This is a genomic window from Hamadaea sp. NPDC050747, from assembly GCF_040654195.1.
Taxonomy (GTDB): Bacteria; Actinomycetota; Actinomycetes; order Mycobacteriales; family Micromonosporaceae; genus Hamadaea.
The window spans coordinates 25,426-48,810 of sequence record NZ_JBFAHM010000011.1 but is presented as its reverse complement, the minus strand read 5'-3'; the positions used below and the strand labels follow the sequence as shown (position 1 = coordinate 48,810).

Genomic DNA, 23,385 nt, shown 5'->3' with positions numbered 1-23,385 from the left:
CCTCAGTACAGGCCGCGCTGGCCGAGACGTTTGGCCAGCCAGTTCGAACCGGCGATCAGCAGCACGCCGATGACTCCCTTGAACAGACCGACGGCGGTGGAGTAGCTGTACGCGCCCTGCGTGATGCCGATGTAGTAGACGTACGTGTCGAACACGTCGGACACCGACCGGTTCAGCGACGTGGTCATGAGCCAGATCTGCTCGAACCCGGAGTCCAGCAGGTGACCGGAGGTCAGGATGGCCATCACCACGATCGCGGGCCGGATCGCGGGCAGCGTGATGTGCCACAGCTGCCGCCAGCGGCCGGCGCCGTCGACCCGGGCCGCCTCGTAGAGCTGCGTGTCGACGCCCGCCAGGGCGGCCAGGTAGATGATCGTGCCCCACCCGGTCTGCTTCCACAGCAGTTGCAGCACGATGATCGGCCGGAACCAGGTCTCCTGCGCCACGTAGTCGACTTGTTCGCCGCCCACCAGATCGTGGATGAAATTCGCCAGTACGCCGAAGTCGACCGAGAACAGCAGGTAGGTCAGCGACGCCACGATCGTCCACGACAGGAAGTGCGGGATGTAGATCAGCGACTGGATGGACCGTTTGACGATGACCGTACGCAGTTCGTTGAGCATGAGTGCGACGACGATCGGGGCCGGGAAGACGAACAGGATGGTCAGCACTGCCAGCATCAGGGTGTTGACCATCAGCCGGCCGAAGTCGGGGCCGGAGAACAGCGTCTGGAACTGTTTGAACCCGACCCAGGGGCTGCCCGAGTAGCCCAGGAACGGCAGATATTCCTTGAACGCGATGTGCAGGCCGTACATCGGCCAGTACTTGAAGACCAGGAAGTACACCACACCGGGCAGCAGCATGACGTACAGCCAGCGATGCCGCAGCGCGGTCGCGAGGACGCGGGCCGGCTTACGCCGGGCGGCACGCTCGGACGGCGGCCGGCTGGTCTTCGGAGTCTCCGGGGTCACACCGGGGACGAGGTCGGTGGCCAACGCCGCCTCCCATCGAGGGGTGGGGAGGGCCCGGCCGCGTGGCCGGACCCTCCGAGACGGTCACTTGAGCTTTGCCACCAGGTCGTTGGTCTCCTGCGCGACCTGCGTGCCGCCGCTGTCGTACCAGCGCTTGATCTCGGCCTTGAGCTGGTCCTCGGTGATCGCGCCGGACAGGTACTTGATCCGGGCGTCCGGGATGATCAGGTTGAGCGTCGCGCCCTTCTGCACCAGGGTCGGCGAGATGACCGCCAGCGCGGGGTTGTGCACCGCCGTCTTGAGGTCCTCGGTCATCAGCGTGGCGCGCAGGTCGTAGAGCTTCTGCGACACCTCGTCGCCGTACGCCGGGGCGAACTGGCCGACGCCGACGCTGGCCCGGGTGCCGAGCTGGATGAACGCCTTGTCCACGTCGTTCTGGAGGATCTTGACCTGCGGGTCGTCCTGGTTGATCGGGACGGCCTTGCCGTTCTCCACCTTGTAGTTGCGGCCCTCGATGCCGTTGCTGAGCAGGGCGGAGCCTTCCTTCGACTCCAGCTTGTCCAGCACGGTCAGCAGTTCGTCGAGCTGCTTGTCGGTGCGTACGCGCTGCTTGGAGATGGCCAGCACGTTGTTGTAGCCGGTGAACGGGGCGGAGAACTTCTGACCGTCCGACCGCTTCAGGTTGCCCACCATGACGACCTTGTCGAAGTCATTGGGCGTCTTCTGCTTGAACAGGTCGATCAGCTGGTTCGCCCGGACGTTGACGTCGATGATGATGCCGCCCTTGCCCTGCACGAACGGGTCGTTCCAGTTGGCGCTGTCGAGGGTGGCGAAGTCCTTGTTCACCAGGCCCTCGTCGATCCACTTCTTCAGCTCACGGTTGGCCGCGAGGAACTCCTCGGTGTCGAAGCCCGGCACCAGCTTGCCGTTGCGCTCGCCCCAGCCGTTCGGCGCCCCGAACCAGGTCTCCATCACGTCGTACGGGCTGGAGCTGGCGTAGCCGCCGGGCCACTTCGGAATGATCAGGCCGTAGGTGTCCTTCTTGCCGTTGCCGTCCGGGTCCTGCTCGGTGAACGCCTTGGCGATCTTGTACAGGTCGTCGACCGACTCCGGCTGGGTCAGGCCGACCTTGGCCAGCCAGTCCTTGCGGATGACGACCGCCGACCGCAGCAGGGGCCGGATCCGGTAGACGCCGTAGACCTTGCCGTTGACCGAGGAGTTGCGCTCGGTCTGCGGGTCGGCGGCCTTCAGGTTGGGGTACTTGTCCAGCTTGCCGGTCAGGTCCCAGAACGCGCCGGCCTCGGCGGCCTTCACGAACGTCGGTGCCTTCTCGTCGACCACCATCACGTCGGGGATCTTGTTGGAGGCGAGCACGACGTTGGTCTTGTCGTTGTAGTCCGCGTTGGGCACCCAGCTGATGTCGAGCTTCTTGCCGATCAGCTTCTCCACCGCCTTCTGCAGTTCCCCGTTCGGATCCGGCGCGGTGCCGAACAACCGGGTCATCATGCTGATCGTGTCGAGCGATGTCTGCTCCGGTTCGTCGCCGCACGCGGCGACGCCGAGGACGCCGGCGAGTGCGAGCCCGGCCGCCAGCAGCCGGCGACGCAGGGTCGGTGTCGTCATGAGAGTCCTTTCGATTGAAGACGCGCCTCGTTCTCCGCGAAGAAGCGGAGGCAGAGCCAGGTGTCGAGCTGGATCCACCCGCCGATCGCCGCGATCGCCAGGAAGGGGTATACCTGGACCGCGAAGACGAACGCCGATCCGACGAGCAGCAGCAGCGCCGACGCGGCCGGACGGGTGAGGGCGAACAGCGATGCCTTGGGCAGGTACGCGAAGGTGCGCAGGTCGTAGTGGACGGTCATCGGCAGCAGGTAGGCCACCACCACCAGGAGTGCCACCAGCGCGACGCCGGTGGCCACCCGGCCGGCGGTGGCCGCCGGACCCAGGGACGCGAAGTAGTGATAGTTCGTGACGAGCAGCAGAACGGCTCCGGCCAGCGGCAGGACCACCAGGGAGCCCCGGCCGAATTCGCGGCGGTACTGCACCGCGAACGCCGACCAGATCTGAAACGATTCATTGCGAGCGTGCCGTCGAGCCACTGCGTACGCCGCCAGCGTCGCCGGTCCGGCTCCCAGCACCACGCCACCGATCAGCGTGAACAGGAGCCAGCACAAGCTGAGCTGGAGCGCCCAGAACACTTCGTCGGCGGCCTCGTAAAGCCGGACCGACCAGGCAGGCGAGGTCATCGCGACCGCCGAACGGATGGGGCGAGGCCCCGGGTCTGAACTCGTCTCCGCATCGGCACCTGCCTTGCTACGAGGAGGTTACGGGGGAACTACTGGGGAAAAGGTAGCGTGACGTTAGCTTTGAATCGTCTCAATGTCAACGTCCATATTGGATGCGTCAAATCGGGCGGTAAGGCACGGCTCGGCCCCCGTGCCGGGCCGAAGACCAGACACGGGAGCCGCCCACATGCAGGTACCTACCTCGCTACGAGGCGGTGACGGTGAGGTTGTTCGTCACGAAGTCCTTGCCGCCGGCCGACGACGTGATCTCGTAGCCGAACTGGACGTTGCCGATCGTGACGTCGCCGAACCAGCCCCGGTTCTTGATCCAGGTGCAGATCGCCTTGATGTCCACCGTCCCGGCCGACGTGTTGCTCGTCCGCACGAAGGAGTAGACCTGGTTGGACCCGTTCGAGCCGCGGTAGACGTTCCAGGAGTGGCCGCCGACGCTGACCGAGGTCTGGAAGGTGCCGAGCGGCCCGACCGCGCCGTACTTGTTCATCCACAGCATGATCTCGTGGGCGTTGTCGCTCGACCACACGTCGTACGCGCTGGTGAAGGCAACTCCGCTGGTCGGGACGGTGACGTTGAACGAGCTGCTGAGCGTGCCGAGGGCGCTCACCTTCTTGCCCGACCACTTGGTCGAGTTCGGGTACGCCTTGATCCCGCCGGTGTTCGGGTGGTCGGCCCAGACTCCCCAGTTGGTGGCGGAGTTCGCCCAGATCGTCTGCGGACCGTAACCGCTGCCCCACACGTTGTTGTAGAGGGTGTAGCCGCCGCTGGACCAGGTGCCCCAGCGATCGGTCGAGTACCAGACGGCCGCCTGCGCCGGTGTCGACACCAGGCCGACCATGACGATCGCGAGAAGCGCCGCGCCCAGGCTCAGGCGCACGGAACGAAGCATGACGAAACCTCCTTGATGACACATCGGAATATGTCACCGCGCGGTGCCCGTCACGTTAGTTGTGGCCTCAAACTAAGTCAAGCCCGGTCATGGAGGCCCTGGATCAGGGTTCTGGGTCGAATCTTGGGACAAGATTCGACCCAGAACCCTGATCCAGTGGGAAGCCGTCAGAGGTCGGTGACGCGGAGGTTGGCGTACTCGCCGATCATCGGAGCCATCTGCCGGAAGCCGAGCTTCCCGCCACGCAGCGGCTCCTCGTCGCGCCAGGAGAACGACACCAGGTCGGCGACCTCGAACGTGATCTCACCACCCCGGACCGTCAAGCGGATCGCGTACGGGCCCTGTGCGTCCAGCGCCGCCGGCAACGGATCCGGCCCCTGCGCCACCAGGTGGAACCCGTAGCTCTTGCGCAGGTTGCAGGTGTGCAGCCGGCGCTCCGACGGCCACATCCGCCGGAAATAGGAGACGTGGTAGGCGTTCAAGTCGCCGTGGTGATACTGCTCGTACGGCCCGGTCCTCGGCGCGAGATCGAACAGATCCTCGCCCCGCCGACCGCGGGCGTGGAAGAACAGGATGCACAGCCCGGGTTCCCCGATCGGCCAGAAGTCCCACTCGATGCGCAGATCCGGGCCGAACTCGGCCGGGCACCACAGCACGATGTTGGCGTCCTGCCCGTCCTCGGGCGGACGCAGACTCTCCAGCCGCAGCCGTCCGCGCGGGAACGACAGCGCGCCGTCGCCCTCCAGCCGGAAGCCGTCGAGATCGGCCGGCGAACTCAACGGGTTGACATATGCCATAGGCCCTCCTGGGCGTGAACGTTTCAGAGCCGGGCGGCCGCCTCTCGCCAGCGCGCGGAGTCGCCGCGCGGCTCGTAGCGCCGGACGGACTGGGTCTGGCGGATCAGCTGCCGAAGCTCGGCCAGCCCGGCCGTGCCGCCCCGGACGGCCCGGGCCTGGACGAGCACGTTGCCCAACGCGGTGGCCTCCACCGGACCGGCGAGGACCGGCAGGCCACAGGCGTCGGCGGTGAGCTGGCAGAGCAGCTCGTTACGGGCGCCCCCGCCCACGACGTGCACGACGTCGACCGCCCGGCCGGACAGGCGTTGCGCGTCCAGCACAGCGGCTCGATGCGCCAACGCGAGACTGTCCAGGATGCACCGGACCGTCTCAGCCGGACTGTCCGGCGGGCGCTGGCCCAGGCGTACGCACTCGGCGGCGATCCGGCCCGGCATGTCCCCGGGCGGCAGGAACACCGCGTCTCCGGCGTCCACCACCGCCCGCAGCCCCGGTACGCCGGCCGCCTGCCGCAGCAGGACGCCCAGCTCGGGATCGCCCCACGTCCGCAGCGACTCCTGCAGCAGCCACAAGCCCATGACGTTGCGCAGATAGCGGACGGTGCCGTCCACCCCGGCCTCGTTGGTGAAGTTCGCCTGACGGCTGTCGGCGGTCAGGACGGGCGCGGGCAGTTCCACGCCGACCAGCGACCAGGTGCCGCAGGAGATGTAGGCGAAGTTCTCCCCCGCGGCCGGTACGCCGACGACAGCCGACGCCGTGTCGTGCGATCCGACCGCGGTCACCGGGATCGGGCCGAGTCCGAGCCCGGGATCGAGTACGCCGACCGGCGTACCCGGGTCTCGCAGCGGCGGCAGGATCGCCGTCGGCAGGCCGAGCGACTCGGCCAGCTCGGTCGACCATCGTCCCGTGTGGACGTCGAGCAGCTGCGTCGTGGACGCGTTCGTCCGCTCCGCCCCGATCCGGCCCGTCAGCCAGTAACCGAGCAGATCCGGGATCAACAGCAGCGTCTTGGCCGCCGCGAACTGTGCTGTGTCGCGGGCCGCCATCAGCTGGAAGACCGTGTTGAACGGCTGAAGCTGCAGGCCGGTCGTCGCGTACAGGCGGTCGGCGGGAACCTGACCGAGCACCTGCGCCACGACGCCGTCGGTACGCGCGTCCCGGTAGTGCACCGGGTTGCCGAGCAGCCGGCCGTCGGCGTCGAGCAACCCGTAGTCGACCGCCCACGAATCCACTCCGATGGAGTCCACCGGCCCGGCGGCCCGCAGCCCGTCGAGGACGCCCTGATACAGCCGCAGCACGTCCCAGTGCAGGGTTCCGCCCGCCCGGACCGGCTCGTTCGGGAACCGGGCCGCCTCCGCCAGCCGCAGGGTGTCGTCGCCGACCACAGCGGTCATCACCCGGCCGCTGGCCGCGCCGAGGTCGACCGCGGCGACTGTGACGGGACCGCTCATCGCAGGAAGGCCGCGGCGACCCCGGCGTCGACCGGGACATGCAGCCCGGTCGTGTGCGACAGCTCAGCGGACGCGAGCACGAACACGGCGTTGGCGACGTGTTCCGGCAGCACCTCCCGCTTGAGCAGGGTCCGCTGGGCGTAGAACTCCCCCAGCTTCTCCTCCGGTACGCCGTACACCGCGGCCCGTTGCGCGCCCCAGCCGGAGGCGAAGATCCCCGAGCCGCGCACGACGCCGTCGGGGTTCACCCCGTTGACCCGGATCCCGTACGCACCGAGTTCGGCGGCGAGCAGCCGCACCTGATGCGCCTGGTCCGCCTTGGCCGCCCCGTACGCGACGTTGTTCGGCCCGGCGAACACCGAGTTCTTGCTGGCGATGTAGACGATGTCGCCGCCCATGCCCTGGTCGATCAGGATCCGGGCGGCTTCCCGGGCGACCAGGAACGAGCCTCGGGCCATGACGTCGTGCTGCACGTCCCAGTCGGCCAGCGTGGTGTCCAGCAACGACTTGCTGATCGACAGGCCGGCGTTGTTGACGATCAGGTCCACCCCGCCGAAGGTGAGGGACGCCTGTCGCAGCGCTGTGCGTACCCCTTGCTCGTCGGTGACGTCGGCCGTGACTGCGAGCGCCACGTCTGGGCCCAGGGAGGCCGCGACCTGAGCCGCGGCCTCGCCGTCGCGGTCGGCGACCACCACGCACGCGCCTTCGGCCGCGAGCCGCAGCGCGATCGCCTTGCCGATGCCCGATCCGCCGCCGGTGACGAACGCGACCCGGGTGGCGAGGGGTTTCGGTCGGGGCATCCGCGCGAGTTTGGCCTCCTCGAGCGCCCAGTACTCGATGCGGAACTTCTCCGATTCGGCGATCGGCTGGTAGCGGGAGATCGCTTCGGCGCCGCGCATGACGTTGATCGCGTTGAGGTAGAACTCGCTCGCGACCCGCGCCGTCTGCTTGTCCCGGCCGAAGCTGAACATGCCCACGCCGGGGACGAGCACGATGGCCGGGTCGGCGCCGCGCATCGGCGGCGAGTCGGGGTCTGCGTGGCGCTCGTAGTAGCTCGCGTACTCGGCGCGGTACTCGGCGTGCAGCTCGCGCAGCCGGGCCACGACCTCGTCGAGCGACGCCGTCGGCGGCAGTTCGAGGACCAGCGGCCGGACCTTCGTCCGCAGGAAGTGATCCGGACAGGAAGTGCCCAGCGCGGCCAGCACGGGATGCTCGGCCCGGCTGAGGAAGTCGAGGACCACCGGGTCGTCGGTGAAATGGCCGACCTGCGGCCGATCCGTCGAGGCCAGGCCGCGGATGATCGGAGCGAGCGCGGCCGCCCGTTCCCGGCGGCCGGCTTCCGGAAGCGGCTCGGCGACGACGGGGCCGAACGGCTCCGCCCGGCCGCGCTCGTCGATGAACGCCTGCGCGGTGCGGATGATCTCCAGCGACCGTTGCTCGCATTCGTCGCTGGTGGACCCCCAGGCGGTGATGCCGTGCCCGCCGAGGATGCAGCCGATCGCCTGCGGGTTGGCCGCCTTGAGCGCGGCGATGTCCAGGCCGAGCTGGAAGCCGGGCCGCCGCCAGGGCACCCAGACGACGCGGTCGCCGAAGCACTCCTTGGTCAGCGCCTCGCCGTCGGCCGCCGTCGCCAGCGCGATCCCGGCATCGGGATGCAGGTGGTCGACGTGCTCGGCGTCGACCAGGCCGTGCATCGCGGTGTCGATGCTGGGCGCGGCGCCACCCCGCCCGTGCAGGCAGTAGTCGAACAGCGCGACCATCTCGTCTTCGCGGTCGACACCCGGGTAGACGCCGGTGAGCGAACGGAGCCGGTCCAGCCGCAGCACGGCCAGCCCGCCTTCGGTCAGCGTGCCGAGGTCACCGCCGGAACCCTTGACCCACAACAACTCCACCGGCTGCCCGGTCACCGGATCGTCGGCGGTCCCCTTGGCCGAGGTGTTGCCGCCCGCAAAGTTGGTGTTGCGTGGGTCGGCGCCGAGCCGCCGGGATCGGGCGATCAAGTCGTGATGAGCGGCCATCAGGCGCCCCACCCGGCCTGGGTGCCGCCGACACGGTCGGCCTTGACCTTCTCCAGATAGCCGGAGCGCTTGTAGGCGGCGATCGGATCCGGGTCGAGCCCCATCTCCTCGCGCAGGTCGCGCAGCAGCGGCCGGACGTCGGTGTTGTAGGCGTCCATCAGCACCGCGTTGGCCTCCAGCACGTCCCCCGCGTCCTGCGCGGCTTTCAGCGCGGCGTGGTCGACCAGCAATGCCTTCGCGGTGGCCTCCTGCACGTTGAGGACCGAGCGGATCACCGCCTGGATCTTCGGTTCGAGGTTGTGGCACTGGTCCAGCATGAACGCGACGCCCTTGTCCAGCTCCTCCGCGAGCACGATCTCGTGCATGATCCGGAACAGCTGGAACGGGTCCGCACTGCCGACCATCAGGTCGTCGTCGGCGTAGAAGCGGGAGTTGAAGTCGAACCCGCCGAGCTTGCCCGCGCGCAGCAACATGGCCACGATGAACTCGATGTTCGTGCCCGGCGCGTGGTGCCCGGTGTCGATCACGACCTGCGCCCGGTCACCCAGCGTGACACAGTGCAGGTAGGCGGTCCCCCAGTCCGGCACGTCGGTCATGTAGAACGCGGGCTCGAACAGCTTGTACTCCAGCAGCATCCGCTGGTGGTCACCGAGCCGCGCATAGGTCTCGGCCAGCGCGTCGGCCAGTCTTGCCTGACGCGTACGCACATCGTCCTGGCCGGGATAGTTGGTGCCGTCGGAGAACCACAGTTTCAGATCACGCGACCCGGTGGCGTCCATGATGTCGACACACTCGATCAGATGCGCGATCGCCTTGCGGCGTACCGCCGGATCGGGGTTGGTGACGCTGCCGAGCTTGTAGTCGTCGTCCTGGAACACGTTGGCGTTGATGGTCCCCAACGCCACGCCCAGCTCTCGGGCTCGGCGGGCCAGGTCGGCGTAGTCGTCGACCTTGTCCCACGGGATGTGCAACGCGACCGTGGGCGCGACGCCGGTGTAGCGATGCACGACGGCGGCGTCGGCGATCTTCTCGTACGGATCCCGCGGCACACCCTCCTGCGCGAACACTTTGAAACGCGTCCCCGAGTTCCCGTACGCCCACGAGGCGGTCTCGATCCGCTGCCCCCGCAACGCGTCCTGCACCCGGGCAACCGCCTGCGGCGCGAACTCGGTCATCGCACATCTCCCAGCTGATCGGCAAGATTGAACACCTCGGTCAGCACCCGCATGTGCTGGTCGGGCCGGCCGGAGTCGAAGAACTCGGCCATCTGCGCCTGCCAGCGGGCGTTGACGTCGGTGGCGTCCATCGCCGCGAGCGCGGCGTCGAAGTCGTCGGTGAGCAGGTAGCCCACCAGCAGGCCGTCCTCCCGGAGGAACAGGCTGTAGTCGTGCCAGCCGGTGTCGCGCAACGCGGCCAGCATGTCCGGCCAGACGTGGGCGTGCCGCTGCCGGTATTCGGCCAGCCGATCGGGTCTGACCTGAAGGGTGAAACAGATCCGGCGCACGCGGGCCTCCTGGGGTCGGTTGGGCCGATGAACCGATGGGGACGCCGCGCCGGGCCAACACGTGAAACGTTTCACCATCGGCTGACAGAAACGGTAGAGACGGATCACCAACGCGTCAAGAGGTTCCTCGCGATCCATTTCGACCACCGCTCGCACTGAACGGCTGGTTGACGAGCCGCCCGCAGGGTGAGACGTTTCAACCATCGCGTACTTCCGACCAGGCGAGGGATGATGGCTGCTGCGAGCATCAAGGAGGTCGCCCGGCTGGCGGGCGTATCGCTGGGCACGGTCAGCAACGTGCTGAACCGGCCGGAGGCGGTGGCTCCGCAGACTCGCAAGCGCGTCCTCGACGCGATCAGCCAACTCGGCTACGTCCGCAACGACTCCGCCCGCCACCTGCGCGCCGGACAGAGCCGGACCGTCGCCATCGTCGTCCTCGACGTGTCCAACCCGTTCTTCACCGACGTCGTCCGCGGCGCGGAGGGCGCGGTCGAGGACGCCGACGGCATGCTCATCGTGTGCAACAGCGGCGAGGATCGGGCGCGGGAGGAACGGCACCTGGAGATGCTCGAGGAGCAACGCGTACGCGGGCTGCTGATCACCCCGGTGGACGACGGCCGCCACGAACGCCTGGAGCGGCTCATCGACCGGGGCATCCCGGTGGTGCTCGTCGACCGGGGCACGGGGCAGCCGAACCGGTGCTCGGTCGCGGTCGACGACCTGCTCGGCGGTCGCTTGGCCGCGCAGCACCTGGCCGACCAGGGCCACCGCCGCATCGCCTTCGTCGGCGGTCCCGCGTCCATCCGTCAGGTCGAGGACCGGCACGCCGGCGCCGCCGCCGCGCTGGAGGAGTATCCGGGGACCGAACTGCAGGTGGTAGAGACGCGGTCGCTGTCGGTGACCGCGGGCCGCGATGCCGCAGAACGCATCTGCGCCCTGCCCGCCGCCTCCCGGCCCACCGCCATCTTCTGCGCCAACGATCTGCTCGCCCTCGGCGCGCTGCAAGGGCTGACCGCCGGTGGTCTGCGCGTACCGGAGGACATGGCGTTGGTCGGCTACGACGACATCGACTTCGCCGCCGCGGCGGCCGTGCCGCTCACGTCGGTCCGCCAACCCCGCGAGCAGCTCGGCCGCACCGCCGCCGAGCTGCTGCTGGAGGAGGCCGAGGACCCCGACCGCCACGGCCACCGGCACGTGGTCTTCCAGCCGCAGCTCGTCGTCCGCCAGTCCACTGTGAGCGGCACCCGGGCTCGCCGCGCCAAGTCCTAACCGGGCCGGCCGGACCACCGTCCACTCTGGGCGAAAAGCGATCCGGCCGCGCCAAGTCCTAGCCTCGGACCAGCCGGATCACGTTCCACGACACCGGTGGCAGCGACGCCCGCACCGATCCGCCGTCGGCCACCGCGGACGAGTTCGGCTGCGGTGTCACGCGATCCGGGTCGTCGGCGGTGTTGCGGGCGTACGCGTCGTCGCCGGCCAGCGTGGTCGCCTCGGCGATCCGCATCGGCCCGAAGGCCCGGGTGTCGACCGCCAGCGACAGGGGCGCGTCCAGCGACCGGTTGACGGCGAACACGGTCGTCGTGCCGGTCTCCGCGTCGTGCGTGGCGACCGCGTGCAGCAGCGGCACGTCGCCGTACTCGGTGGTCTCGTAGGTCGGCGACACCGGTTCGACCCGCAGGACGTCGCCGCTCGCGTACCGGGAGGCTTGGGCGAACGGGTGGAACGTGGTCTGCCGCCAGGCCCGGCCGCCGGCCTCGGTCATGATCGGCGCGATGACGTTGACGAGCTGGGCGAGGCTGGCGGAGGTGACCCGGTCGCTGTTGCGCAGCAACGTGATCAGCAGGCTGCCGACCACGACGGCGTCGGCCAGGTGGTAGTGGTCCTCCAGCAGCCGGGGCGCCACCGGCCAGTCCTCCTTCGGCATCTCGCCCTGCAGCCGGCTCATGTACCAGACGTTCCACTCGTCGAACGAGATGTTGATGTGCTTCTTCGTGCGCTTCTTGGCGCGTACGTGGTCGGCGGTGGACACCACGTCGGCGATGAAGTTCTCCATGTTGACCGCGCTGGCCAGGAAGCCACCGAGGTCGCCGTCCTTCTCCTCGTAGTACGCGTGGCACGACACGTAGTCCACGACGTCGTAGGCGTGGTCGAGGACGGTCGCCTCCCACTGCCCGAACGTCGGCATGCTCGACCCGCTGCTGCCGCACGCGACCAGCTCCAGGTTCGGGTCGATCATCCGCATCGCCCGGGCGGTCTCCGCCGCGAGCCGCCCGTACTCGTCGGCGTTCTTGTGGCCGATCTGCCACTGGCCGTCCATCTCGTTGCCCAGGCACCACATGCGTACGCCGTGCGGCTGCTTGGCGCCGTTGGCCACGCGCAGGTCGGACAGCCGGGTCCCGCCCGGGATGTTGCAGTATTCGAGGAGGTCCAGCGCCTCCTGGACGCCGCGCGTGCCGAGGTTGACCGCCATCATCGGCTCCACGCCGGCCTTGCCGGTCCAGCGGATGAACTCGTCGAGCCCGAAGGTGTTCGGCTCGGTGCTGTGCCAGGCGAGGTCGAGCCGGGCGGGGCGGTCCGCCACCGGGCCGATGCCGTCCTCCCAGCGGTAGCCGGACACGAAGTTGCCGCCGGGATAGCGCACCGTGCTCACGCCGAGTTCGCGGATCAGCTCCAGCACATCGGTACGCAGGCCGTCGGCGTCGGCCGCCGGATGCCCTGGTTCGAAGATTCCGGTGTAGACGCAGCGGCCGAGATGCTCCACAAAGGAGCCAAATGTACGCCGGGACACCGGCGCCACACGGAAGGCGGGGTCAAGGGTGAACCGGGCGGTACGCGGGGTGGCGTCAGTCATCTCATTCCCAACTGTCAAAGCGGACCGCTCCAGCTAAGCGGATCACTCCCGATAAGACGGTTCACTCCAGATAGCCGGCGAGCGAACCGGCGCGGACCGCCAGCAGATCGGCTCTGATCGCCAGCTCGGTCGCCAGGAAGGCGTGGGCCTGGGTCATCGCGCGTTCGGTCCGTTCGGCGACGTCCCGCAGCAGGTCGGGATAGAACGGCAGCTCGACGCCGGAGCAGTCGATCCGCTCGACGCGGTCGCCGTCGACGACGAACAGGTGGTCGCCGCCGGGTGCGCCCGCCAGGTCGAGGTTCTTGCGGATCTCCAGGTAGCCGCCGGTACCCAGGACGGTCAGCCGCCCGTCGCCCCACACGGGAAGCCCACCCGGCGTGTACCAGTCGACTCGGGCGTACCCATGGCCTCGGTCGCCGCGCAGCAGCAGCTCACCGAAGTCGGCGAAGCGCGGCCGGTCCGGGTTGGCGTGGTTGGCGACCGTGCTCGCCCCGATCTCCGCCTGCGTCGAGCCGGTGAAGTGCAGGAACTGGTCGACCTGGTGGGCGGCGATGTCGGTCAGGATGCCGCCGCCCCGGCGCGGGTCGAAGAACCAGCCCGGCCGGGTGTGCGCGTCCAGCCGGTGCGGTCCGAGCCCGATCGTCTGCACGACCTGCCCGATCCGGCCCTCGGCGACCAGCTGCGACGCCCGCACGACGGCCTTGACGTGGAAGCGTTCGGAGAAGCTGACCGACCAGAACCGGCCGGTGTCCGCGACCGCCTGCCGGATCGCGGTCAGCTCCGCGAGCGTCACACACCCCGGCTTCGCCGCGAGCACATCCTTGCCGGAGTGCATCGCCGCGACCGCGACGGCGGCCCGCCGGTCAGGCACATCGGCCGTCACGATCAACGACACCGAGGGATCGTCGAAGAGCCGCCGGGCGTCGTCGACCACCGGTACGCCGGGATACGTCGCCGCGAAATTGCGGGCGACCACGCCGTCGCTCTCGTCCGGCCGGTTGTGGTAGCCGACGCATTCCGCGCCCGCCGCGAGCAGGCCGGAGGTCAGGCTGAGCGCGTGACCGTGCTCGACCCCGACGACCCCGAACCGCACTGGCTCAGTCACGTTCCCTCCACTGGAAAGCCTTGCCGGTGGCCCAGCCGACGGGCAGTTCGCAGAACAGCGCGCCGGCGGCGGCCGCTTCGCGTACCACGTCGTCGACGCCTTCGATGATCTCCCGGTGGCCGGCCTGGCGCCGGAACCGCGCGTCGATCTCGACCGCCGCGGGGCTCAGCCGGATGGCCTCGACGACCTGCATGAACGACCGGGTGTCGGCCAGCGGCGCAACCAGCGGCACGCCGTCGGTGAGATGGTCGACCAGATTGTCGAGCAGGTCCAGCCGCTCGAAGCGACGCTCACCGGCCGCCGTCCGCAGGCGGTCCTCGGTGTACCACAGTTCGGCGCGGCCTTCGCCGCCCACTACTTCGACGATCGGCTCGCGAGACGTCTCGGCGCAGAGGGTCACCGCCGCGAGGACCGTCGTGCCGCGCGCGGTCGTGATCCGCGCGCTCGCCGTGTCATCTGCTTCGATGGGGTACGCGCGATAGGTGTCCACCTCGACCTGGCGGACCGGCTCGTCACCGGCCGACCCGTCGAGTCGCAACGCCATCGCCACCCCGTGGGCGAACGGGTTGGTCAGCGCGCCGTCCATCACCGGTACGCCGTCCAGGGACCGGCGTCCGGCCCAGGCGGCCCGGCCGTAGTAGGACTCGTCACGTGTCCACGCGCCGGTGAGCCCGATCCGGCGTACCTCGCCGAGGGCGCCCGTGGCGATCAGGTTGGCGAGTTCGGCGTACGCCCGGGAGCCGAACGCCTGGAAACCGACCTGGCAGGCGACTCCGGCCGCGCGTTGCGCCGCCAGAAGGGCGTCGAACTCGGCCATCGTCGGTGTCGGCGGTTTCTCCAGCAGCACGTGGGCTCCGGCGTCGAAGGCCAGCCGGGCCAAGTTCGCATGGGTGTGCATCGGCGTCGAGATGACCACGATCTCCGGCCGCACCTCAGCGATGACCCGCGCGGCGTCGGTGCCGAAGAGGCTGTCGCCGGCGAGGCTCTGCTGCTGCACGTCCAGCGGGCGTACGTCGGCGACGCCGGCGAGCCGGACCAGACCGGTGGCTGTGCGCGCCGCGAGGTGTTCGAGGTGCCCCCGGCCGTGCCCGTGGGCACCCACGAGAACCACGGACGGCGGGCTGCTGTCGCGGCGCAATGTCACTCCTCGGAGACTCGGCAGCGCTGCCTTGGAAAGCGCTTTCAGCGGATCTTAGCCGCGCCTTCGGCCGACCGGAACCTCCCGAGGTCGCCTACCCTCGTCACCGTGACCCCCGAAGACATTCGCGCTCTCCTGTCGGCCGAGTTCACGGTCCAGTCGGTCACCCCGTTGGGCAGCGGACTCGACCATCACGCGTACGCCGTCAACGACGACCTGGTAGCGCGGGTGGCCGCCGGGCCGGACGCCGCGGCCGAAGTACGCCGCGACGCCGCCGTCCTCGCCGTCCTGCCTGAGTACGCCCTGCTGCCCGTGCCCGAAGTCGTGCTGGCGCGCCCCGAAGACGGGCTGCTCGTCTACCGCCGCCTGACCGGTCAGCCGCTGCTTACCCGAACCGGGCGCGCCGCGTACGCCGCCACCCTCGGGGCGTTCCTCGGCCGGCTGCACACCGCGCCCGTCGAACGCCTCAGTGGCATAGCCGGGGTCGACGACACTCCCCCAGCCGCCTGGCTCGACGAGCTCCGGGACGTCGCCGAGAACCTGCCCGACGACATACGTCGCCTCGCCGCCGGATTCCTCGCCGGCGATCCGCCCGAACCGGCCGACCGGCTCGTCTTCACGCACAACGACCTCGGCGTCGAACACGTCCTCGTCGATGGCCCGACGATCACCGGCGTCATCGACTGGTCGGACTGCGCCGTCGCCGATCCCGCCGCCGATCTCGGGCGACTCGCCCGCGACCTGGGCGCCTCCGCGCTCGACACGCTGATGCCAGGGCTCGACGAGCAGACGCGTCATCGCGCGGTGTTCTACGCCCGATGCACGGCCCTGGAGGATTACGCCTTCGGGCTGGAATCCGGACGGGACGACTACCTGCGCAACGCCCGCCGTGCCGTCGGCGAGCTGTTCAGCGACCAGCGCTGACCAGGCCTCACAGCAGCGGTCCACCCGGATCACCCGGCCCGGGTGAAGCCTGCACTGCTCCGAACGGATCATCGTGGTGGCATGTGTCGCTGGCTCGCCTACTACGGCTCGCCGATCGCGCTGGAGGAGCTGATCTACAAGCCGACCCATTCGCTGATCGATCAGAGTCTGCACTCCAAGCTGGGAGTCGAGACGACCAACGGCGACGGGTTCGGCGTCGGCTGGTACGTCGGCCGGGAGCCGACCGTGTTCCACAGCGTCGACCCGGCCTGGAACAACCGGAACCTGCGCAACCTCGCCACGCACATCGAGTCGCAGATCTTCCTCGCCCACATCCGGGCCTCCACCGGCACACCGGTGCAGGAGAGCAACTGCCACCCGTTCCGCTTCGGCCGATGGATGTGGATGCACAACGGGTCGATCGCCCAGTACGGGAGGCTGAAACGCGATCTCGTCCTCGCCGTGGACCCCGAGCTGTACCCGTCGATCGAAGGGTCGACCGACTCGGAACTGATGTTCTTCCTGGCACTGACGTTCGGGCTCGCCGACGATCCACCCGCCGCGGTCGCCCGCATGGCCGGGCTCGTGGAGGCCACCGCGGCGGTGCACGGCGTACCGGACGCGTTGCAGATGACCGTCGCGACCTCCGACGGCGAACGCCTCTGGGCGTTCCGCTACTCGACGGCCCGCCATTCGCGGTCACTGTTCTTCAGCACCGACGCCCGCGCGCTGCGCGAGCTGTATCCCGACCACTCGTGGCTGCGCCAAGCCTCCGACGAGGCACGGCTGGTCGTCTCCGAACCGTTCGGCAAGCTCGCCGGGGCGTGGAACGCGGTGCCGGAGAACTCCTACGGCGTAGTCCAGGAAGGCGTCGACCGGATGGGCGTGTTCCGGCCGCGTACTTGACCGGCCCCCAGAGCTATGCGTTCAGCTCCTTCAAGGCTTCGGCCAGCCCCGGGTACCCGGCGTCCTCGGCCAGGATGCGTTCGAGGTCCTTGCGGGCGTACCCGGGCTTGTTCTCGGCCAGATAGGTGTTGGCGCGTTCCAGCAACGCGCGCAGCCGGATCTCGACGTCGATGGTCCGCTTGTTCACGACCTGTTTGAGGGCCTCGCGCGCGGCCTCGAAGTAGTCCAGTTCGCGCAGCGCCCGGCCGCGCAGCACCAGCAGCAGGGCGTGCCCGTCGCTCTCCGCCGTCAGCCCGTTCGTCATGTCGACGACCTCGTCGTGGTGGCCGGCCTCGCTGTACAACTCGGCCAGCGAGACGGCCGCCGAGAAGGTCGGCTCAAGTTGCTCGACGGTCTCGATCGCCAGCCCGAGCCGGTCGCTGTACTGGTACAACTCGGCCAGCGTCAGCCCGACCGCCTCCCGGCTGATCGGCAGCATCACCTCGACCCCGGGGGCGAGTTCGAGTTCCACGCTCGCATACGGCGCGTACCGGCGGATGAACGGATGACGAGCCGCGTCCCGACCCGAGTCGAACGCCGCCGCCAGCGCCTCCTCCGCCCGGTCGAAGTCCTCGTCCCGGTACGCCAGCAGCCCGTCGAGGGTGTCGCACAGCGGCGCCCACTCCGGATAGTCCGCACCGATCTCGGCGATCGCCGCCGGATCCGGATCGCTGATCAGCGCCCGGTAGAGCCGCTTCTCCGCCCGGGGCGCGAACAGCGCGGGCTCCGGCGGCGCCGGGATGCCCTCCACCTCGGGGGCGGCGACCTCGGCCGCCGCAGCGCGCTGAGCCGGGGCGGTCTTGCGTGGGGTCTTCTTCGAACCGCGCAACGTCTTGACGTATGACATGCCCGTGCCGGGAATGCCGACAGTGCCGATGACCTGGCCCCGAGCCGTCCGCGTCAGCCGCGCCCCGCGTACGCCGACCGAGTAGCCGATGCCGCTCTTGGACACGGTCAGCCGCACACCCGGCAGAACCTGAAAGGTCTTGCGTATCCGAAAGCCCACGGCCCGTCAGCCTAGATCACGGCCACCAGGGATGTGCACCGCCGCCATCGTGATCGGCCGCCGCAGCCGGAAGCCGAACTGCTCGTAGAGTCCGAGCGCGGCGACGTTGTCCTCCGCCACGTGCAGGAAGGCGTTCTCGCCGCGCCCGTGGATGCCGGAGAGCAGGACGCGGAGCAGCCGCGCCGCGAGGCCCTGCCGACGGTGGTCCGGATCGGTGCAGACCGCGCTGATCTCAGTCCAGCCCACCGGACGCAGCCGTTCGCCCGCCATCGCGACAAGCGCACCCTCGCGGCGGATGCCGAAGTAGACGCCCAGTTCCAGGGTTCGGGGCAGGAAGACTCGGCCGTTGCGGTGACGCGCGACGAATGCCACTATCTCCGGCAGATCGGCTGGGCCGAGCCTCACGACATCGTCGTCTGAAAGGCCACCGGGCGGCAGCCGCGGATGGTCGCCGTCGGTCACGAGCTGCAGCCCAGGTCCCACGCCCGTGACCTGCCATCCGGCCGGCGGCAGCACGACGACACCCGCCACGGGAAACTGATCCGGCCCGACCAGCGCGGCCACGTCCGCCCAATCGGTGGGCGTGGCCGGATCCGGGATCGCGATGAACCGCAGGACGTCGGGCGGATACCGCAGAATGCGGCCACGCTCCTGCGCGAGGTGGGCGTGCGGGCCGCTGAGCGCGGAGCGTACGGGATCGTCGAGCGGATGCACCATGTGGCGTCCTCGCGTCGGAAGGCGCATCCGACGGTACCCCGTCCTCGCATTCCCTCGCGGCGGTGAGCGCTTCTCCCCCGCCCGAGGGATCTCACCTCCACGCTGCCCCGGGAGGCTGGCGGCATGAGTATTCGCTCCGCATGGGCCGCCGCTCACACGCCCGTCGCGGGGGTGCCGCGCTGGGCCCGGATCGCCGCCGTCGTCGTCCCATTGACCGTCGTCCCGTCGAGTCTGTGGCGCATCTCCGGCTGGACGCTGCATCTGCCGATCGTCTACGGCGGCCCGGCCGTCTTCGCCGGGCAGGATCGGACACTGGGTATGCCGACCAGCGTCTACGTCGTGCTGTTGTCGGTCTTTTCGGAGGTGGTCGCGTTCGCCGCGGTCGGTCTGGTGGCACGCTGGGGCGAAGTGTTTCCGCGGTGGATACCCGCACTTCGGGGTCGACGCGTCCCGCCACTCGCCGCGATCGTCCCGGCCGCCGCCGGGGCCGCCCTCCTCACCGTGATCTGGACCGCGGCGCTGCTGACGGTGCCGTTCTCCCGGACCATCACCGGCCGGCCCATGACGGTCCCCGATCCGCTGACATTGCATCATTGGAAAGGCATTCTCGCGGTCGCGATGTACCTGCCACTGGTGGTGTGGGGTCCGCTGCTCGGGGCGCTGACGGTGGCGTACTGGCGGCGACGCCGGGCCGGGTCGCACGCCGGTTAGGCTGGGTCGATGTCGTTCCGCCGCCTGCTCGACCCGCTCCGCACGGTCGGCCGTCGCGGCGTCTACCTCCTGCTCGGCAGCGTCATCGCCACCCCGTACGCCGTCCTGGCCTGGGCACTGGCCGAAGTGTGGCAGACCAACGGCGGGGCGGTCGCAGTTCCGCTGATCGGCATCGGCGCGGCCATCGGGCTCACCCCGGCGCTCCTCCCGGCGACGCGCGGGTTGCAGATCGCGGCCGCGCGTACGCTGCTGGACGTCGACGTGCCCGATCCGCTGCCGGGGACGCCGCTGGACGCGCAGACCCGGCTCCGGGCGGCGTTGTGGTACTTCCTGCACGTCGGGGGCGGCGCGGTGGTGGCCGCGGTCCTCAGCGTCCTCCTCCCGGTGGGACCGGTGCTGGCAGTGAGCTACCACCTCGTCGCCGGGGTGGCGCTCACGGCGGGTGAGCTGATCGTGGCCGCGTACGCCGTCGCCGGGCTGGCGGCGCTGGCGAGGTTGATGGCGCCGGTGCTGCTCGGCCCGTCGACCGTCGAACGGATCCGGGCGCTGGAGGAACGCCAGGAGCTGCTGCTGGAACACAATCGCCTGGCCCGGGAGCTGCACGACTCGGTCGGGCACGCGCTGACGGTGGCGGTCGTGCAGGCCGGGGCGGCCCGGGAGCTGCTGCGCAGCGATCCCGCGTTCGCCGAACGGGCGCTGATCGCGATCGAGGAACGCAGCCGGGAAGCCGCCGCCGACCTGGATCACGTGCTCGGGCTGCTCCGCCGCGACCTGCGCAAGGATCGCGACGAATCGCCCACCGGCAGCATCCTCGACCTCGCACCCCATGCGAAGATCACCGGGGATCTCGGGCGGCTGCCCGGCGTAGTCCGGCGGGAGGCGTACCGGATTGTCCAAGAAGGACTCACGAATGCCGCCCGGCACGCGGACGACGCGTACCCGCAGGTGACCGTGGCGGTGGGCGAGCGGACCGTGACCGTCGAGATCACGAACGGGCCCGTCGGCTCGCCGACGCCGCGCACCGGCGGCGGACGCGGACTGGCCGGCTTGCGGGAGCGGGTCGCGCTGCTGGGCGGGCGGTTCGAGGCAGGACCGGACGAGGGGGCGGGATGGCGGGTGACGGCGTGGCTGCCGTTCGCGTAGCGCTGGTGGACGACGACGAGCTGATCCGGGTGGGCCTGGCCGCGATCGTCGGCGCCGCACCGGACATGACCGTGGTCGGCACCGGCGCGGACGGCGCCGACGTGCCCGACCTCGTCGCCCGGCATCGTCCGGACGTCCTGCTCATCGACGTGCGCATGCCCCTCGTCGACGGCATCACCGCGACCGAACGGCTTCTCGCGGTGTCCGCGCAGCCACCGAAGATCATCGTCATCACGACGTTCGAGAACGACGAGTACGTCTACGCCGCGTTGCGGGCCGGGGCCAGCGGTTTCCTGCTCAAGCGAGCTCGCCCGGCCGAGGTGCTGGAGGCCGTCCGGGTCGCGGCGGCGGGCGAGTCGCTGGTCTTCCCGGCCGCGCTGCGGGCGATGATCGCCGGTCACGCCCGGCCCAAGCCGCTGCCCGCGCAGCTCACCGAGCGCGAAGCGGAGATCCTGCGGCTGATCGCGACCGGACTGTCCAATGCCGAGATCGCCAGCCGGCTGTTCGTCGGCGTCGAGACGGTCAAGACGCACGTCGCCAATCTGCTGGCCAAGCTGGGCGCGCGCGACCGGACCCAGGCGGTGATCGCCGCCTACGAGTCCGGCTTCGTCACCCCCGGCGGCTGATTCTCCCCCGGCCGGGTCGGCCGGCTCCCTCCCGCGAGGGAACCCCTGACCAGGGCTTTCCGCGACGGTGGAAGCATGACGATCTTCAAGATCCGGCTGACGACCGCGTACCTCGCGCTCTTCGCGCTCCTCGCGTTGATCTGGGCGGTCACCGGTGGCTTCCCGTTCGGTCCCGGCGACCGGCAGAACACGACCCATCTCTTGCGCTCCGTGGATCCCCAGGTGAGCGCGCCGATCTTCGCGGTGGTCCTGCTCGGCACGGCCGTGGCCGCCTTCGCGCTCACCGCTCAGCCAGTGGTACGCCTGACGGGGGCGGCCCGCACGGCTGTCCTCATAGGCGGCTGGACGGTGGTCGCCGGGCTCATCGTCGTGATGACCGACGCCCGCCTGCTCATCCTCGCCGGGTACACGCCGATCCTGATCATCGGTACGCCGTTCGGCGTCTGGAGCAAGTTCGATCCGGCCGACGTGTTCACCTGGGCGCTGCTGACCGAGGTGCTCTGTGTCGTCGCCGGCCTCCTGCTGGCGCGTACGCTGCTGCGCTGGCAGCGGCTGACCGGCAATGCCTGCGTCGAGTGCGGCGGTGAGGGGCGCTGGACGAGCCGGGAGGCGGCCCGCCGCTGGGGGCGCTGGGCGGTCTACGTCGCCGCCGCCACTCCCCTCGTGTACACCGTCTTCCGCTTCCTGTGGATCTTCAACGTGGGACTGGGCGGGGTCGACTCGTCGGACATCCCGGAGTTCAAGAGCGACGGTGCGTTCTGGGTCGGGCTGGCGCTGGGCACGGCGGCGGCGATCGGCTCGATCCTCACCGTGGGTCTCATCCGGCCGTGGGGCGAGCGGTTCCCCCGGTGGATGATCGGGCTGGCCGGCAAGCGGGTGCCGATCAAGCTGGCTACCATCCCCGCCGTGGCGGTGGGCATCATGGCGTTCGTGGCCACGCCCGGCGTGTTCGCCTTCCAAGGCGCCGACGCCGTCCGGGAGGTCTCCCCCATGCTGTTCTGGCCGCTGTGGGGTGTCGCGCTGGTGCTCGCGGCGATCGGCTACCACCTGCGCCGGCGTAGCCAGTGCGCGCTGTGCGGCCGCGACTGAGCTGCCGCCCGCACTGGCCGCCGTCCGCCTGTGAGCGCCGGATCAGGGTTCTCGGTCGAATCATGGTGCGAGATTCGACCGAGAACCCTGATCCAGCGGGTGCTGCTCAGCGTGCGGAGGGCAGGAGTTCGAAGACCTTGACCTCATCGAGGTACGAGTCGCCGAAGGTGCCGATGCCGGGGTTGTGGTAGGTCGCGAGCAGCTCCAGTCCTTGTTCGGGCCGGTACCCGCGCTCGGGGTCGCCGATGAGCACGCGCCCGCCCGCCGCCAAGACCCGGTACAGATACGGCAGCAGAACGGCGGCGATCTCCTCGTTGTAGAACGCGTCGCCGACCAGGACCACGTCAGCCTCATGCCCGGTCCCGTCGAGCAGGTCGCCGAGGTGCGGGGTCACGTCGGTGGCGTTGGCCTCGGCGTTCACCCGGATGGCCGCCACGGCGAGGGGATCGATGTCGTTGGCCACCACGCGGGCGCCGGCCTTGGCCGCGGCGATGGCGGCCAGCCCGGAGCCGGACCCTATGTCCAGGACGGACTTGCCCTGGACGACGCCCGGATTGTCGAGGACGTAACGGGCGACGGCCTGCCCGCCCGCCCAGGCGGATGCCCAGAACGGCGCGGGCAGCGGCATCCTCGCCGCGGCTTCGAGTCGCGCCCAGAAGAGGATGGCGTCCACCGCGAGGTAGAGGCCGATCTCCGGGACCATCACCACCGGGCTGAACACGAGCTGGTCTCCGGCAGGATCGTTCGGCGCGCCGTCGGCCATCATTCCGCGGAGAAATTGCACCGCCGTGACCGGGCTTTCGATCTCGACTGGGACGATTATGTCGGACACGAGGCCTCCTCCGGGACGTTCTGGCGCTACGGTGGACATGTGCGGATCGGTCAAGGTGATACGGCCTTCGTTCTTTTCGCAGGTCTGCAATTCCGCACCCGAATGGGAGACGGCACATGGCAACAGGAACCGTGAAGTGGTTCAACGCCGAAAAGGGGTTCGGCTTCATCCAGCAGGACGACGGCGGCCCTGACGTTTTCGTGCACTACTCTGCCATCGCCAGCAGTGGCTACCGGCAGCTCGACGAGGGCCAGAAGGTCCAGTTCGAGGTCAAGCAGGGACAGAAGGGCCCGCAGGCGGACAACGTCACCACGATCTAGCATAGATCGTCGCGGGGCCGACCGAGGTCGGCCCCGCCGTTCACGTCTGAT

General features: G+C 69.7%; 23 protein-coding genes. 8 read left to right on the top strand and 15 right to left on the bottom strand.

Annotated elements, in window-relative coordinates; all coding sequences use genetic code 11:
* Window positions 1–2 precede the first annotated feature (2 nt).
* From AB0H43_RS25900 to AB0H43_RS25860, 9 genes are all read right to left on the bottom strand, one after another.
* Entirely contained in the window at window positions 3–995 is a 993-nt protein-coding gene (locus AB0H43_RS25900; RefSeq protein ID WP_360003244.1) for an ABC transporter permease subunit, read from the bottom strand.
* 60 nt (window positions 996–1,055) lie between these two features.
* Window positions 1,056–2,594 carry an extracellular solute-binding protein gene (locus AB0H43_RS25895; RefSeq protein ID WP_360003242.1) on the bottom strand — a complete coding sequence of 513 codons (1,539 nt, stop codon included), beginning with the start codon at window positions 2,592–2,594 and terminating at the stop codon, window positions 1,056–1,058.
* Complete coding sequence (locus tag AB0H43_RS25890; RefSeq protein WP_360003239.1) at window positions 2,591–3,217, bottom strand: DUF624 domain-containing protein; 627 nt, start codon at window positions 3,215–3,217, stop codon at window positions 2,591–2,593. Before AB0H43_RS25890 ends, AB0H43_RS25895 begins: the two co-directional genes overlap by 4 nt.
* 244 nt (window positions 3,218–3,461) lie before the next feature.
* Window positions 3,462–4,160 (bottom strand): hypothetical protein, encoded by a 699-nt coding sequence (locus AB0H43_RS25885; protein ID WP_360003237.1) that lies wholly within the window; start codon window positions 4,158–4,160, stop codon window positions 3,462–3,464.
* 167 nt (window positions 4,161–4,327) lie between these two features.
* Entirely contained in the window at window positions 4,328–4,957 is a 630-nt protein-coding gene (locus AB0H43_RS25880; protein ID WP_360003235.1) for a DUF1961 family protein, read from the bottom strand.
* Between the two features lie 23 nt (window positions 4,958–4,980).
* Entirely contained in the window at window positions 4,981–6,405 is a 1,425-nt protein-coding gene (locus AB0H43_RS25875; protein ID WP_360003233.1) for a rhamnulokinase family protein, read from the bottom strand.
* Window positions 6,402–8,423 carry a bifunctional aldolase/short-chain dehydrogenase gene (locus AB0H43_RS25870; RefSeq protein WP_360003231.1) on the bottom strand — a complete coding sequence of 674 codons (2,022 nt, stop codon included), beginning with the start codon at window positions 8,421–8,423 and terminating at the stop codon, window positions 6,402–6,404. The genes AB0H43_RS25875 and AB0H43_RS25870 overlap by 4 nt, the downstream gene beginning before the upstream one ends.
* Entirely contained in the window at window positions 8,423–9,598 is a 1,176-nt protein-coding gene (rhaI, locus tag AB0H43_RS25865) for an L-rhamnose isomerase (protein WP_360003230.1), read from the bottom strand. Before rhaI ends, AB0H43_RS25870 begins: the two co-directional genes overlap by 1 nt.
* Complete coding sequence (locus AB0H43_RS25860; RefSeq protein WP_360003228.1) at window positions 9,595–9,927, bottom strand: L-rhamnose mutarotase; 333 nt, start codon at window positions 9,925–9,927, stop codon at window positions 9,595–9,597. The genes rhaI and AB0H43_RS25860 overlap by 4 nt, the downstream gene beginning before the upstream one ends.
* Before the next feature lie 231 nt (window positions 9,928–10,158).
* On the opposite strand from AB0H43_RS25860, the gene AB0H43_RS25855 reads away from it, so the two are divergent.
* Complete coding sequence (locus AB0H43_RS25855) at window positions 10,159–11,196, top strand: LacI family DNA-binding transcriptional regulator (RefSeq protein ID WP_360003226.1); 1,038 nt, start codon at window positions 10,159–10,161, stop codon at window positions 11,194–11,196.
* 58 nt (window positions 11,197–11,254) lie between these two features.
* Here the strand turns inward: AB0H43_RS25855 and AB0H43_RS25850 are convergent, their stop codons facing one another.
* The 3 genes from AB0H43_RS25850 to AB0H43_RS25840 all read right to left on the bottom strand — a co-directional run bounded on the left by AB0H43_RS25850 (window position 11,255) and on the right by AB0H43_RS25840 (window position 15,027).
* Entirely contained in the window at window positions 11,255–12,778 is a 1,524-nt protein-coding gene (locus AB0H43_RS25850; protein ID WP_360003224.1) for an alpha-N-arabinofuranosidase, read from the bottom strand.
* 61 nt (window positions 12,779–12,839) lie between these two features.
* Window positions 12,840–13,883 (bottom strand): Gfo/Idh/MocA family oxidoreductase, encoded by a 1,044-nt coding sequence (locus tag AB0H43_RS25845; protein ID WP_360003222.1) that lies wholly within the window; start codon window positions 13,881–13,883, stop codon window positions 12,840–12,842.
* A complete protein-coding gene (locus tag AB0H43_RS25840) occupies window positions 13,876–15,027 on the bottom strand; it encodes a Gfo/Idh/MocA family oxidoreductase (protein WP_360003220.1) in 1,152 nt (383 codons plus the stop codon). Before AB0H43_RS25840 ends, AB0H43_RS25845 begins: the two co-directional genes overlap by 8 nt.
* Window positions 15,028–15,129: 102 nt before the next feature.
* Between AB0H43_RS25840 and AB0H43_RS25835 the strand changes: the two genes are divergently transcribed.
* Together AB0H43_RS25835 and AB0H43_RS25830 are read left to right on the top strand one after the other, a co-directional pair.
* Window positions 15,130–15,945, top strand: a complete 816-nt coding sequence (locus tag AB0H43_RS25835) for a phosphotransferase (protein WP_360003218.1) — start codon at window positions 15,130–15,132, stop codon at window positions 15,943–15,945.
* An 81-nt stretch (window positions 15,946–16,026) separates the two neighbouring features.
* Window positions 16,027–16,851 carry a class II glutamine amidotransferase gene (locus tag AB0H43_RS25830; protein WP_360003216.1) on the top strand — a complete coding sequence of 275 codons (825 nt, stop codon included), beginning with the start codon at window positions 16,027–16,029 and terminating at the stop codon, window positions 16,849–16,851.
* A 13-nt stretch (window positions 16,852–16,864) separates the two neighbouring features.
* Here the strand turns inward: AB0H43_RS25830 and AB0H43_RS25825 are convergent, their stop codons facing one another.
* The gene (locus AB0H43_RS25825; RefSeq protein WP_360003214.1) at window positions 16,865–17,896 is read right to left on the bottom strand and encodes a DUF4236 domain-containing protein; all 1,032 of its coding nucleotides are present in this window, start codon (window positions 17,894–17,896) and stop codon (window positions 16,865–16,867) included.
* Between the two features lie 6 nt (window positions 17,897–17,902).
* Entirely contained in the window at window positions 17,903–18,613 is a 711-nt protein-coding gene (locus tag AB0H43_RS25820) for a GNAT family N-acetyltransferase (protein WP_360003212.1), read from the bottom strand.
* Window positions 18,614–18,736: 123 nt separating this feature from the next.
* On the opposite strand from AB0H43_RS25820, the gene AB0H43_RS25815 reads away from it, so the two are divergent.
* From AB0H43_RS25815 to AB0H43_RS25800, 4 genes are all read left to right on the top strand, one after another.
* Window positions 18,737–19,324 (top strand): hypothetical protein, encoded by a 588-nt coding sequence (locus AB0H43_RS25815; RefSeq protein WP_360003210.1) that lies wholly within the window; start codon window positions 18,737–18,739, stop codon window positions 19,322–19,324.
* A 9-nt stretch (window positions 19,325–19,333) separates the two neighbouring features.
* Window positions 19,334–20,467, top strand: coding sequence for a histidine kinase (locus tag AB0H43_RS25810; protein ID WP_360003208.1), 1,134 nt, complete (start codon window positions 19,334–19,336; stop codon window positions 20,465–20,467).
* Window positions 20,449–21,093: a response regulator transcription factor gene (locus AB0H43_RS25805; RefSeq protein WP_360003206.1), complete on the top strand. Its 645-nt coding sequence runs from the start codon at window positions 20,449–20,451 to the stop codon at window positions 21,091–21,093. The genes AB0H43_RS25810 and AB0H43_RS25805 overlap by 19 nt, the downstream gene beginning before the upstream one ends.
* Window positions 21,094–21,168: 75 nt before the next feature.
* Window positions 21,169–22,182: a hypothetical protein gene (locus AB0H43_RS25800; RefSeq protein WP_360003204.1), complete on the top strand. Its 1,014-nt coding sequence runs from the start codon at window positions 21,169–21,171 to the stop codon at window positions 22,180–22,182.
* 106 nt (window positions 22,183–22,288) lie between these two features.
* Here AB0H43_RS25800 and AB0H43_RS25795 read toward each other — a convergent pair whose 3' ends face one another.
* Complete coding sequence (locus AB0H43_RS25795; protein WP_360003202.1) at window positions 22,289–23,014, bottom strand: 50S ribosomal protein L11 methyltransferase; 726 nt, start codon at window positions 23,012–23,014, stop codon at window positions 22,289–22,291.
* A gap of 116 nt (window positions 23,015–23,130) precedes the next feature.
* Here AB0H43_RS25795 and AB0H43_RS25790 point away from each other — a divergent pair, with 116 nt between their 5' ends.
* Window positions 23,131–23,334 carry a cold-shock protein gene (locus AB0H43_RS25790; RefSeq protein WP_360003200.1) on the top strand — a complete coding sequence of 68 codons (204 nt, stop codon included), beginning with the start codon at window positions 23,131–23,133 and terminating at the stop codon, window positions 23,332–23,334.
* The last annotated feature ends 51 nt before the right edge of the window (window positions 23,335–23,385 follow it).

Coding starts and splice junctions, on each gene's coding strand:
- AB0H43_RS25830 (WP_360003216.1), top strand. CDS start 16,027: ATGTGTCGCTGGCTCGCCTACTACGGCTCGCCGATCGCGCTGGAGGAG.
- AB0H43_RS25815 (WP_360003210.1), top strand. CDS start 18,737: ATGAGTATTCGCTCCGCATGGGCCGCCGCTCACACGCCCGTCGCGGGG.
- AB0H43_RS25800 (WP_360003204.1), top strand. CDS start 21,169: ATGACGATCTTCAAGATCCGGCTGACGACCGCGTACCTCGCGCTCTTC.
- AB0H43_RS25875 (WP_360003233.1), bottom strand. CDS start 6,405: ATGAGCGGTCCCGTCACAGTCGCCGCGGTCGACCTCGGCGCGGCCAGC.
- AB0H43_RS25880 (WP_360003235.1), bottom strand. CDS start 4,957: ATGGCATATGTCAACCCGTTGAGTTCGCCGGCCGATCTCGACGGCTTC.
- rhaI (WP_360003230.1), bottom strand. CDS start 9,598: ATGACCGAGTTCGCGCCGCAGGCGGTTGCCCGGGTGCAGGACGCGTTG.
- AB0H43_RS25885 (WP_360003237.1), bottom strand. CDS start 4,160: ATGCTTCGTTCCGTGCGCCTGAGCCTGGGCGCGGCGCTTCTCGCGATC.
- AB0H43_RS25870 (WP_360003231.1), bottom strand. CDS start 8,423: ATGGCCGCTCATCACGACTTGATCGCCCGATCCCGGCGGCTCGGCGCC.
- AB0H43_RS25890 (WP_360003239.1), bottom strand. CDS start 3,217: ATGACCTCGCCTGCCTGGTCGGTCCGGCTTTACGAGGCCGCCGACGAA.
- AB0H43_RS25810 (WP_360003208.1), top strand. CDS start 19,334: ATGTCGTTCCGCCGCCTGCTCGACCCGCTCCGCACGGTCGGCCGTCGC.
- AB0H43_RS25850 (WP_360003224.1), bottom strand. CDS start 12,778: ATGACTGACGCCACCCCGCGTACCGCCCGGTTCACCCTTGACCCCGCC.
- AB0H43_RS25895 (WP_360003242.1), bottom strand. CDS start 2,594: ATGACGACACCGACCCTGCGTCGCCGGCTGCTGGCGGCCGGGCTCGCA.
- AB0H43_RS25790 (WP_360003200.1), top strand. CDS start 23,131: ATGGCAACAGGAACCGTGAAGTGGTTCAACGCCGAAAAGGGGTTCGGC.
- AB0H43_RS25855 (WP_360003226.1), top strand. CDS start 10,159: ATGGCTGCTGCGAGCATCAAGGAGGTCGCCCGGCTGGCGGGCGTATCG.
- AB0H43_RS25820 (WP_360003212.1), bottom strand. CDS start 18,613: ATGGTGCATCCGCTCGACGATCCCGTACGCTCCGCGCTCAGCGGCCCG.